The organism is Pseudorhodoplanes sp. (assembly GCF_035565855.1).
Taxonomy (GTDB): Bacteria; Pseudomonadota; Alphaproteobacteria; order Rhizobiales; family Xanthobacteraceae; genus Pseudorhodoplanes.
The window spans coordinates 20,485-31,362 of record NZ_DATMRX010000251.1 but is presented as its reverse complement, the minus strand read 5'-3'; the positions used below and the strand labels follow the sequence as shown (position 1 = coordinate 31,362).

The following is a 10,878-nucleotide window of genomic DNA, read 5'->3' as shown; positions in this document are numbered from 1 at the left end:
AATGAAATGGGCATCAAGTATCCGAAAACCGAGGTCTCATGAGGCGGCGGGGCGGCACGATCGAGCGTGAGACCGGGACTTTTTCCAACAAGCGGACGCGCGCCAGCTTTTCACCCGGTCTGTATCACAACGCAACACCTGCAAGCCGATCCCGGCTTTGCAGACGTCGTGACGGAACGAGTCTGGAACAAACCGCGCCCGAATCGCTGACTCGCTCTCGTTCATATCCGTTCACGCGATATATAGCGCATTACACTGGAAGCCCTCTAGATCGTGTGCATTTCTGATTTCGATCCGCTCGCGCGCTGGCCCATCGTCGAAACGGCGAGCTTCAGAGCGGAGCCCTTATGTCAATCCCGCAACCGATCCGAATGTGGAGGACAGCGGGGATATTGCAAGCGACGCTATTGCGTCGTGAGGCTCGCGCGGCTGGGCAACGGCGACACCGCGAGTTGCGTCGCTTGCAGAATGCCTTGCCCGATCGGGGTTGGTATCACGACCTTGTAGGGGACCAGCACGCGCGTTCCGGCGATCGGCACGAGCCATGTCTCCATGTCCCGCTGCTGGATCAGATATTTGACGGCAGAGCGGTCAGGCACATAGCCGGCGAGCGGCGCGAAATAGATCGCGCAGACGAGGGCCGGCCCGGAATAGCCCGCGGTTTGAACCTGCTCGGTGCGCTTGTAGGCGAGCGTCAGATCGTAGCGCATGCGACCGTCGAAAATCGGCGCGTGCTGCCGGCAGACCTCCGGGGCCATCAGGTCGCCATTGCCCGGAACCCTCAGCATCGCACCGGTCATCGGATCCATCACGTTGCGCTTGTGCGCGTCGCTCACGCGAATGCGGTCAGGATGCTCGACCATCGGCGGCAAGACGGTGAGTTCCTTGATCGCTCCGCCCGCCATCTTCATCCGAAGGTCTTCGAATTTCTTGCCCCATTTGACGTAAAAGGCGTAGTGCGACGGCGCGAATTGCCCGTTCCGTATGGCGCCGCGCGACGCCGTCGTGCCGTGGCCGGAGCTGAAAATCCGCGCCAGACCGGAGGTGGCGCCCTTCGCCTCGGCCGAGAAACGGTCCTGGCCGATATCCACGAGCCAGGAACCCTCGCCGAGCTTCACGCCGCCAAGGGTCACAACGTAACGGGCGTCGAGCCGGGCCTGCGCCTGGGCGGCCGGCGCCGTCAGGCCGAAAAGGAGCGCGCCGAGCACCGCCCCAAGGCCGCATCGTGCTGAACCGTTCACTTGGCCCTCTGTGGCCCCACGGGGCCCTCTCATCGCGGCGAATAGCGGCCGTGCGACCATCGGAGGTCGGTCCCGGCCGGAACGTAAGCGATTCGGCAGGAATATGCCGTTTCTGTGGTGCTTGCGGACCCAGGCCGGCTCGCTCCACCTTGACGGCTTTGCCGGGCCTCTTTATAGGACCGCGTCTTAACGCGAAAACGCAATCGGCATGCGCATCCCGTGTGGGTGCCGCCCTCAATATTCGGGATTTTCAGTCATGTCGCGCAAGTGCGACCTCACCGGCAAGGCGTTCCAGACCGGGCACAAGGTGAGCCATTCGAACCGCAAGACCAAGCGCCGGTTCTTGCCGAACCTGATCAATGTCAGCCTGACATCGGAAGCGCTTGAGCGCACGGTGCGGTTCCGCATTTCGGCCAACGCGCTGAAGACGGTCGATCATCGCGGCGGTCTCGACGGGTTCCTCGCCAAGGCAAAGGAAACGGACCTGTCGCCGAAGGCCCTCGACCTCAAGCGCCAGCTTGAGAAGAAGCTCGCAAAGGCGAGCTGATCGCGTCCCTTATCTGACGCCTGACCGCTTCCGGTCCGGGCTCGTGCGGTTGTCACCGCGGGCCCGGCTCGCGATTCGCGTGCTCATCCAGAAGCGTGAATTGCAGCAAGATCGTCCGCTGGATGATCGAGAAATTATCGTCCGACACCAGCGTCAGCACGGTTTCGCCATTCGCACCGCGGTGAGCGCTCAGCCCTTCCATATTGTCGATCTGAAAACCCATATCGGCCGAGATCAGGATTGCGCCCTGTAGTACGGCGCCGGGCATGACCTCGGACAGGGCAACCCTGCGGATGCGCATTGCGATCCCGCGCCGCCAGGAGAAATGCCGCTCCAGAAGCAGCAGGTCTGCATTCGGCGTCAGCGCACAATCGACGATATCGAAGTCGTCGGTCCGCTTGACCGCGAAGGTGCCCGGTTTCGGTCCGCCGATGATGAAGGCGCGGATGTTCTGTGTGGCATCCGGTCCGCGCTCGGAAATCGCAATCAAGGCGCCGGCAATGGCGCTGCCTTTCGGCGCGACAGCCAGGCATTCGATCCCCTTGTTGCTGTTCAGCTTGCTCATGTCCGGCGGCACCGGCACCAGCGTTGCGCGCGCGAGGAGGCCGCGCCTGCCATAATCGAACGTCAGGATGCGATGCACGCGCTCGAGCGCTACATAGACGGAGTCACCGTCTTCAGCGAGCGCTTCGGTGTCGTACCACCCCCGTGCGGTGATCGGCCGGCCATCGGCATAGAGCATCGGCGCAACTTCGGCGTCGACGATGGCGGCAGGGACATCGCCCCGATAAACGATACGCCCGCGCAACCAATGTGCCCTGTCGGAAATCGCGAGGAAGCGTCCGTCCGCATTCACGCGGATCCCCGACAAACCGCCGAATTGCTTGTGCGCCGACGACAATTCGAGACCGCCCCGAAACAGCAGGCGTCCGAACTGTTTGCGTTGCGGGTCGCGCGGATCGAAGGCCTCGATCGGCCTCGTCCGGATTTCCAGCTTCGCCGGCGGTTCGGCCGCTCGTTGCGGCAGCAGCTGTGCGGAGGCTGCAAAGCCGCCCAGCAGGACGAACGCGCCTGCAAGCAGCGACAGGCGCGCCCTTTGTGGGATCACGAATGCAGCCTGCGCGGAAGCCGACGCAACGCCGTCGCGGCGGCCGCGGAGCCGGCATCGTCGTCGAACAGCTCGGCGAGCTTCTCGGTCATCGCACCGCCCAGCTCCTCGGCATCGACGATGGTTACTGCGCGACGATAATAGCGCGTCACATCGTGGCCGATGCCGATGGCGATCAACTCGATCGGCGACCGGGTCTCGATTTCCTCGATCACCCAGCGGAGATGACGCTCGAGATAATTCCCGGCATTCACCGACAGCGTCGAGTCATCGACCGGCGCTCCATCGGAGATCATCATCAGGATCCGGCGCTGCTCGGGCCGCGCCAGCAAGCGGCGATAGGCCCAGTTCAACGCCTCACCGTCGATATTCTCCTTCAGCAAGCCTTCGCGCATCATCAACCCGAGATTCTTGCGCGCGCGGCGCCACGGCGCATCGGCGGCCTTGTAGATGATGTGCCGCAGATCGTTGAGCCGTCCCGGATTGGCCGGCTTGCCGGCGGCAAGCCATGCCTCGCGCGATTGACCGCCCTTCCAGGCCCGCGTGGTGAAGCCCAGAATTTCCACCTTGACCCCGCAGCGCTCCAGCGTGCGCGCAAGAATGTCGGCGCAGGTGGCGGCGACGGTGATGGGACGGCCGCGCATGGATCCGGAATTGTCGAGCAGCAGCGTCACCACGGTATCGCGGAAATTCGTGTCCTTTTCCCGCTTGAACGAGAGCGGATGCATCGGATCGACAATGATGCGCGACAACCGCGCCGGATCGAGGATGCCTTCCTCGAGGTCGAATTCCCAAGCGCGGTTCTGCTGCGCCATCAGCCGCCGTTGCAGCCTGTTGGCGAGGCGCGCAACGACGCCCTGCAGATGCGACAATTGCTTGTCGAGATAGCTTCGCAACCGGTCGAGCTCTTCCGGCTCGCAAAGATCCTCCGCCGCGATTTCCTCGTCGAACTTGGTGACGAAGGCGCCGTATTCCGGCCCGCGATGCTCATTGTGCCCCGAACGCGGACGCCACGGCTCGGACGGCGTTTCCGAATCGCCCATGTCGGTGTCGTCGGCCATGTCCGAACTCGGCGCATCGGTCGCTTCTGCGGTTGCCTCCTGAGCATCCTCCGCCGAGGCCTCGGCCTCCTCGACCGACATGCGCTGCAGGTCCTCGGATTCCGACGTCTCGCCCTGCTCGCCGTCTTCGCTCTGGCTGCGGTCGTCTTCGTTCTGCTCGGAATCCTCGTCTTCTTCCGAATCGCGATTGCGATCCTCACCCATGTCCAGCGCATCGAGCAGATCGTGGATGGCATCGCCGAAACGCGCCTGGTCATCGATCAGGTGTTCAAGCCGGTCGAGCCCGCGACCTGCCTTGTTCTCGATGATCGGACGCCACAGCTCGACGAGCTTGCGCGCGGCAGGCGGCGGCGCAAGTCCGGTCAGGCGCTCTCGCACCATCATGGCCACCGCTTCCTCGATCGGCGCGTCGGCGCGATCGGTGATGTCGTCGAACTTTCCGCGGTGGAACTTGTCGTCGAGCATGGCGGACAGGTTCTTCGCCATGCCCGCCATGCGACGCGAACCGATTGCCTCCACACGCGCCTGCTCCACAGCGTCGAACACGGCGCGCGCCTGTTGCCCGCCCGGCACCAGCCGGCGATGCACATTCGGATCGTGGCAGGCGACCTTGAGCGCGATCGAATCGGCATGGCCGCGGACGATCGCGGCCTCGGCCTTGCTCAGCTTGCGCGGCGGCTCCGGCAGCCTCGCCTTGCCGCCGATCAGTCCAGGACGCTCGGCAGCGAAGGCGACCTCCATTTCCGGCCGCTTCGCGATCGCGCGCAAACAACCGGCCACCGCCCGCTTGAACGGCTCGTTCGGAGATTCCTTGGCCGAGGCTTTCGGTTTGTAGTTTGAGGACATGTCTTTTCGTTCGTTGCTGGGCCGGTTAGGTCACCGCCAGATTGCGCTTTGCCGCGTCGGGTATCGGCAATGGCGCGATCTTCGAGGGCGATGACACGCCCATGGACACATAGATGCTGACCAGTTTGTCGACGCCGACATCGGCCGGTTGCACCCATTCGGCCGGCACATAGGCAAGACATCCGCCGACCGGTATCGGAGCCGAAGGAATGAGCACGGCATGATAGGGCGTGTCGCCGACCATGATCGGTTCAGGCGTCGGCAAGAGCGCCAGCACCGCCGCACTGTCGGGGCCGCCGAAAAAGCACCAGACCGGGCTCATGCTCTTGAGCCCGTCGACGTCTTTCTTGTCAATCAAGGCGACGAAGCGATGGATCAGATCGTACAGGTTTCCGATCAGCGGAATCCGCCGCATCGTCGAATCGAGGAATTGGGACAGATGGCTGCGCAGTTTCGATTCGACGGCAAGACCGAGCAGATAGACGACGACCATGAAAACGATCAGCCCGATCAGATAGGCGACAAACTGTGACGCGGAGAAACTGAAGCCGATGGTCATCAAGGCATGCCCGACCACGCTCGATGGCCCGACATAGGCAATGATGAATTGCCCGAGCCACGCCACCACCGCCAGCGTGATGATCAATGGCAGTAACAGGATCAGCCCGGAGACGAACGTGCGAAACATGTGCGTCATGAGAGGCTACCAGTCCGATTTCCAGGCCCGGTCCGGCACGATCGAGCGGTATCGGGGTTGCTGATCCCGCCTGAGCTTCACCGGGGTCCGGCCCTCCGAAAAATTAGAGCACAGGTCACGCGCACTAGGTCAACGCAACATTCACCGACGATTCCGGCAGCTCCTGCCCGAAGCTGCGCTGATAGAATTCCGCCACGATCGGCCGCTCGAGCTCATCGCATTTGTTCACGAAGGTGACGCGGAAGGCAAAGCCGACGTCACCGAAGATCTCGGCATTCTCGGCCCAGGTGATGACGGTGCGCGGGCTCATCACCGTCGACAGATCGCCATTCATGAACGCATTTCGCGTGAGATCGGCGATGCGCACCATCTTGCTGACGATGTCGCGTCCTTCCTCGTTTCGATAATGCTTGGCTTTGGCCAGCACGATCTCGACTTCCTTGTCGTGCGGCAGATAGTTGAGCGTGGTCACGATCGACCACCTGTCCATCTGGCCCTGATTGATCTGCTGGGTGCCGTGATAGAGACCGGTCGTGTCACCGAGACCGACCGTGTTCGCGGTCGCGAACAGCCGGAAGCTCGGGTGCGGACGAATGACCTTGTTCTGATCCAGCAGCGTGAGACGGCCGGACTGCTCGAGCACGCGCTGGATGACGAACATCACGTCCGGGCGGCCGGCATCGTATTCGTCGAAACACATCGCGATGTTGTGCTGAAGCGCCCAGGGCAAAATGCCGTCGCGGAACTCGGTGACCTGCATGCCGTCGCGAATGACAATCGCATCCTTGCCGACCAGGTCGACACGGCTGATGTGACTGTCCAGATTGACGCGAACGCACGGCCAGTTGAGGCGCGCCGCCACCTGCTCGATATGCGTCGATTTGCCGGTGCCGTGATATCCGGTGACCATCACGCGCCGATTGCGGGCGAAGCCGGCCAGGATCGCCAGGGTCGTCGGGCGGTCGAACAGGTAATCGGGATCGAGATCCGGCACGTGCTCGTCCGGCTCCGAATAGGCCGGGACCTCCAGATCCGAATCGATCCCGAAGACCTGACGGACCGAGACCTTCATGTCGGGCAGGCCGCCGGGGCCCTGGGTAATTTCCTGGGATGCAGTAGCCATTGTTTCTCCATGCGCCAGCCGGACCGGGCGCGCAAAAGTGACGCTTCAGGTTGGCAAATCGGTTCCCGCCAACCTAGCAGAAAGGCCATCGGGCGCGAAACCCGTGAAGCCTTTATGCTGTCTGTCGGAGTGTGGCCTGTAGATAGGGATTCCGTGCCCTTCCGGAAAGGCGGGGCAGGAATGCGAACGCGCGCCGCCCGGCTGGGTGGTCAGGCGAATCCGGCCGATTTTAAATAATTATAGGCTTGGATGATCTCGATCAGGCGGTCCTCGGTCGAGCGGTCGCCACCGTTGCTGTCCGGGTGATGCCGCTTCACGAGGTCATGGAACTTGGCCTTGATCTGCGACTTCGTTACGCCGACCTCCAGACCCAGCGTATCGAGCGCCTTGCGCTCGGCATTCCGGATGGTCCGCGCCTCGGCCTTGGCCCGCGCCTTGCCCGACGGGCTCCCCCCTGCAAATTCGCGATACATGTCGAGCGGGTCGATGCCGTTTTCGGCATAGAACCGCCCCGGGTCAGAATATTTGCCGGTGCCCATCTTCCAGGTTGGCCGATGGCCGGTCAGGGCGTCCTTCTGGTAACGCCGGACATCGTCATCGCTCATTCCCTGGAAAAAATTGTAGTTCTGATTGTACTCGCGCACGTGGTCGAGGCAGTAGCGCCAGTAATCCTTTTCGCGGCCTCGGCCCTTTGGCGCGCGATGCGTCGCCTCGTTGCTGCAGCCCGGCCATTCGCAGACATGTTCGGTCGTGCGCGCGCGACGATCTTCGCCCGGCTTGACCCGAATTTTGTCGAACAATGGAGAGTCGAGTTTCATCAGTTACGAGTATGCGAAAAATGCAGCCAAAGGTTCAAGACTTGACATTTCCGAGATTGATCCTGTTTTCAGGTTATTCGGAGTGCGATGCCGCGTCGGGTCGAGAACATGCGAACGAAAGATGTCATCACAAAGAAATTGACGGAAGCTTTCGCGCCCGAAAGCCTCCGCGTCGACGATGAGTCTCATTTGCATGCTGGTCATGCCGGGCATCGCCCCGGCGGAGAAACGCATTACCGTGTTCATATCGTGTCGGAGGCGTTCCGCGGCAAGAGCCGCATCGAACGACACCGTGCGATCAATGCCACGCTCGCGGCCGAACTTGCGGGCGGCGTCCATGCACTTGCCGTCCATGCCTCCGCGCCGGGAGAAGGCGCCGGCGAATGATCAACGCGCCTCGCTGCCTTTCATATGGTCCGAGGCGATTCCGAAAATCGGATTGCGCGCCAGCGGTGTGATGCGCAGCGACGTGATTCTGTTGCGATCCTTCAGCAGCACGCCGAAACGGAACCCGTAGAAGGTAAAGGTCTGGCCGACATCCGGTATCAGGCGCGCCTCGTGAATAACGAGGCCGGCGATCGTCGTGGCCTCCTCGTCCGGCAGGTTCCACTCCATGGCGCGATTGAGATCGCGAATCGGCACGCTGCCTTCGACATGCACTGACCCGTCCGGCTGCGGCCACACGCCGGGCAAGTCGACGTCGTGCTCGTCGGTGATGTCTCCGACGATCTCCTCGATGATGTCTTCGAGGGTCACGAGGCCCATGACCTCGCCATATTCGTCGACGACCAGCGCGAGCGGCGTCTTGCGGCGGCGGAACGCCTTGAGCTGCTCCGTCAGCGGGCGGACGGTCGGCACGAACCAGGGCGGCCGGGCCAGCGACACGACGTCGATCTTTGACAGATTGCCCCCGGCCTCCTGAAGCGCGACCAGGAGGTCTCTCACATGCAGGATGCCGACGAAATTGTCCGGCGTCCGGCTCCAGAGCGGGATCCGCGTCACCGGCGCATCCAGCACCGCCTTCAACACGGCCTCGGAACTGTCGTCGGCGCAGACCGTGATCATTTCGGTGCGGTGGATCATGACGTCGAGCACCTGCAACTCACGCAGATCGAGCACGCCGCCCATCATGTCGCGATCGTGCTTCTCCACCGTACCGTCCCGATGCAAGAGATCCATCGTGCCGCGCAGCTCTTCGCGGGCGGAGAGAATCGGCTGGCTTTCGCCGATCTTCAGACCGAATGACGACAACAACCAGCGAACGAACCGCTCGATCCAGATCAGGATCGGACCAAGTATCGTCACCACCCACCGGATCGGCCGCGCAACCAGAAGCGCACCGCGGTCCGGCGCGTTGATGGCAATGGTTTTCGGCAGGACCTCGGTGAAGACGACCACAACCGCAGTCATGATCACGGTTGCATAGACCACGCCGACATCGCCGAACCATGCCAGCATCAGGCCGGTGGCAAGCGACGACGCGGCGATATTCACCGCATTGTTTCCAAGCAGGATACCGCCGATCAGTCGCTCGCGCGCCTCCATCAGCCGATTGACGATCGCGGCGCTGCGGTTGCCGGATTTTTCCATCCGCAACATGCGGGCGCGAGAAAACGCCGTCAGCGCCGTCTCGCTGCCGGAGAAGAAAAACGACAGCGCGAGACAGACCAGAATCGCCAGCAATGCCAGCCAGTCTTGTGCGAGCATCAGCGCAGTTGTTCGATCAGGAAGTCATGCACATCGCGAACGTCGATATCGGGCGCGATGAAGCTGCGTCCGATCCCATGCACCAGGATGAAAGTAAGCCGGCCGCGCTTCACCTTCTTGTCCTGGCCGATCAGCTCGATCAGGCGATCCGCGTTCGGCGTCTCGCCCGGAATGTCCGCGATCCGCGTCGGCAGTCCGACGGCCGCGAGATGTTTGGCCGCGCGTTCGGCGTCGGCGGGCGTACACAATCCGCGACGGGCCGAGAAGGCGAAGGCGAGGACCATGCCGATGGAGATCGCCTCGCCATGGTAGAGCCGGTCGGAAAAGCCCGCCGCCGCCTCGAGCGCATGACCGAAGGTGTGGCCGAGATTGAGCAATGCGCGGTCGCCGGTTTCCCGCTCGTCGCGGGCGACGATCTGCGCTTTCATCCGACAGCTGACCGCGATGGCGTGTTCGCGCGCTGCGCTTCCCGCGAAGACATCGCGCCAGTTGGCTTCGAGCCAGGCGAAGAAGTCGGCATCGCCGAGCAATCCGTATTTCGCGACCTCGGCATAGCCGGCGCGCATGATGCGGAGCGGCAAGGTGTCCAGCAGGGATGTGTCGGCGAGCACGAGGATCGGCTGATGGAATGCGCCGACGAGATTCTTGCCGTGCCGCGAATTGATGCCGGTCTTGCCGCCGACCGAGGAATCCACCTGCGCCAGCAACGTGGTCGGCACCTGCACGAAATCGATGCCGCGCCTCAGGGCGGATGCGACGAAGCCGGCGAGATCGCCGATCACGCCACCGCCCAGCGCGACGATCAGATCGCCGCGCTCGATCCGCGCCGCGATGACGTCCTCGCAGACCCGCTCGAACACCGCATAGCTTTTTGAAGCTTCTCCGGCCGGAACGATCACGCGGCTGCTGGCGATTCCGGCCTTCGCAAGCGAAGCCTCCGCCTGAGCGAGATGCTGCGCGGCGACGACCTCGTCGGTGACGATGGCGACCCGGGCGCCCGGCCGTAGCGCGGCGATCCGCTCGCCCAGTTCCTCCAGCAAACCCCGCCCGATGACAATGTCATAGGACCGTCCGGCAAGCGCGACATCGACAATGATCGGATCTCCGGCGCGAGGCTGCAGGGTCATGCCGGACGTCCTTCCGCGGCTGAAAAATGCGCTGCCAATGCTTCGATAATCTCGTCCACGATGACCTCATGGGATACGTCGCGTGACTCGATCGTCAGATCGGCCAGCGTATAGACCGGATAGCGTTCGGCGATCAGCCGTTTGAGCGTGGCCTCCGGATCTGCTGTGCGCAGCAGTGGCCGGTCGGTCCGCCGCCTGATTCGCTTGATCAGGACATCGAAATCCGCCTTCAGCCAGATCGACACGCCCTTCTGGCCGATCAGGTCGCGCGTATCGGGGTTCATATACGCACCCCCGCCGGTTGCCAGAACCTGCGGCCCGGCTTCGAGCAACCGAGCGATCACGCGCGCTTCGCCCGACCGAAATTCGGGCTCCCCGCGGACCTCGAAGATTTCAGGGATGCTCATGCCGGCGGCGGACTCGATCTCCGTATCCGCATCGACAAACGGCAAGACAAGCCGGGTCGCCAGCTTGCGGCCAACCGATGACTTGCCGGCGCCCATCATGCCGACCAGCACCAGCGAGCGGCGGCCGAGCGCCTCGAGAATGTTCCTCTCCGGCGCGCGGGAGGCGTTATGGACCATGGTCTGCGACATGCGCTCG

At 63.0% G+C, this 10,878-nt stretch carries 11 protein-coding genes; 2 read left to right on the top strand and 9 right to left on the bottom strand.

The genetic code is table 11. The features are described from left to right. Positions 1 to 404: 404 nt before the first annotated feature. Complete coding sequence (locus VN004_RS14350; RefSeq protein ID WP_325611263.1) at positions 405 to 1,241, bottom strand: DUF3108 domain-containing protein; 837 nt, start codon at positions 1,239 to 1,241, stop codon at positions 405 to 407. 256 nt (positions 1,242 to 1,497) lie between these two features. Between VN004_RS14350 and rpmB the strand changes: the two genes are divergently transcribed. Next, positions 1,498 to 1,788, top strand: coding sequence for a 50S ribosomal protein L28 (gene rpmB / locus VN004_RS14345; RefSeq protein ID WP_325611261.1), 291 nt, complete (start codon positions 1,498 to 1,500; stop codon positions 1,786 to 1,788). Between the two features lie 52 nt (positions 1,789 to 1,840). Here the strand turns inward: rpmB and VN004_RS14340 are convergent, their stop codons facing one another. The 5 genes from VN004_RS14340 to VN004_RS14320 all read right to left on the bottom strand — a co-directional run bounded on the left by VN004_RS14340 (position 1,841) and on the right by VN004_RS14320 (position 7,441). Next, entirely contained in the window at positions 1,841 to 2,896 is a 1,056-nt protein-coding gene (locus VN004_RS14340; protein ID WP_325611259.1) for an esterase-like activity of phytase family protein, read from the bottom strand. Beyond that, positions 2,893 to 4,803: a cobaltochelatase subunit CobT gene (gene cobT, locus VN004_RS14335; protein WP_325611255.1), complete on the bottom strand. Its 1,911-nt coding sequence runs from the start codon at positions 4,801 to 4,803 to the stop codon at positions 2,893 to 2,895. The genes VN004_RS14340 and cobT overlap by 4 nt, the downstream gene beginning before the upstream one ends. 25 nt (positions 4,804 to 4,828) lie before the next feature. Further along, positions 4,829 to 5,500 (bottom strand): DUF502 domain-containing protein, encoded by a 672-nt coding sequence (locus tag VN004_RS14330; RefSeq protein WP_325611252.1) that lies wholly within the window; start codon positions 5,498 to 5,500, stop codon positions 4,829 to 4,831. A 124-nt stretch (positions 5,501 to 5,624) separates the two neighbouring features. Beyond that, positions 5,625 to 6,623, bottom strand: coding sequence for a cobaltochelatase subunit CobS (gene cobS / locus VN004_RS14325; RefSeq protein ID WP_325611250.1), 999 nt, complete (start codon positions 6,621 to 6,623; stop codon positions 5,625 to 5,627). A 209-nt stretch (positions 6,624 to 6,832) separates the two neighbouring features. Then, entirely contained in the window at positions 6,833 to 7,441 is a 609-nt protein-coding gene (locus VN004_RS14320) for a J domain-containing protein (protein ID WP_325611248.1), read from the bottom strand. A gap of 108 nt (positions 7,442 to 7,549) precedes the next feature. Between VN004_RS14320 and VN004_RS14315 the strand changes: the two genes are divergently transcribed. After that, positions 7,550 to 7,828, top strand: a complete 279-nt coding sequence (locus VN004_RS14315; RefSeq protein ID WP_325611246.1) for a BolA family protein — start codon at positions 7,550 to 7,552, stop codon at positions 7,826 to 7,828. Here the strand turns inward: VN004_RS14315 and VN004_RS14310 are convergent, their stop codons facing one another. Genes VN004_RS14310 through VN004_RS14300 form a run of 3 tightly spaced genes read right to left on the bottom strand, consistent with a single transcriptional unit; the run spans position 7,829 to position 10,871 of the window. Next, the gene (locus tag VN004_RS14310; protein ID WP_325611243.1) at positions 7,829 to 9,148 is read right to left on the bottom strand and encodes an HlyC/CorC family transporter; all 1,320 of its coding nucleotides are present in this window, start codon (positions 9,146 to 9,148) and stop codon (positions 7,829 to 7,831) included. Next, on the bottom strand, positions 9,148 to 10,275 hold the full coding sequence (gene aroB, locus VN004_RS14305) for a 3-dehydroquinate synthase (RefSeq protein ID WP_325611241.1): 1,128 nt from the start codon (positions 10,273 to 10,275) through the stop codon (positions 9,148 to 9,150). The genes VN004_RS14310 and aroB overlap by 1 nt, the downstream gene beginning before the upstream one ends. Continuing rightward, a complete protein-coding gene (locus VN004_RS14300; protein ID WP_325611238.1) occupies positions 10,272 to 10,871 on the bottom strand; it encodes a shikimate kinase in 600 nt (199 codons plus the stop codon). Before VN004_RS14300 ends, aroB begins: the two co-directional genes overlap by 4 nt. Positions 10,872 to 10,878 lie beyond the last annotated feature (7 nt).

Bases quoted from the DNA above. Each gene is read 5' to 3' on its own strand.
- rpmB (WP_325611261.1), top strand. From the start codon at position 1,498: ATGTCGCGCAAGTGCGACCTCACCGGCAAGGCGTTCCAGACCGGGCAC.
- cobT (WP_325611255.1), bottom strand. From the start codon at position 4,803: ATGTCCTCAAACTACAAACCGAAAGCCTCGGCCAAGGAATCTCCGAAC.
- VN004_RS14330 (WP_325611252.1), bottom strand. From the start codon at position 5,500: ATGACGCACATGTTTCGCACGTTCGTCTCCGGGCTGATCCTGTTACTG.
- cobS (WP_325611250.1), bottom strand. From the start codon at position 6,623: ATGGCTACTGCATCCCAGGAAATTACCCAGGGCCCCGGCGGCCTGCCC.
- VN004_RS14320 (WP_325611248.1), bottom strand. From the start codon at position 7,441: ATGAAACTCGACTCTCCATTGTTCGACAAAATTCGGGTCAAGCCGGGC.
- VN004_RS14315 (WP_325611246.1), top strand. From the start codon at position 7,550: ATGCGAACGAAAGATGTCATCACAAAGAAATTGACGGAAGCTTTCGCG.
- VN004_RS14310 (WP_325611243.1), bottom strand. From the start codon at position 9,148: ATGCTCGCACAAGACTGGCTGGCATTGCTGGCGATTCTGGTCTGTCTC.
- aroB (WP_325611241.1), bottom strand. From the start codon at position 10,275: ATGACCCTGCAGCCTCGCGCCGGAGATCCGATCATTGTCGATGTCGCG.
- VN004_RS14300 (WP_325611238.1), bottom strand. From the start codon at position 10,871: ATGTCGCAGACCATGGTCCATAACGCCTCCCGCGCGCCGGAGAGGAAC.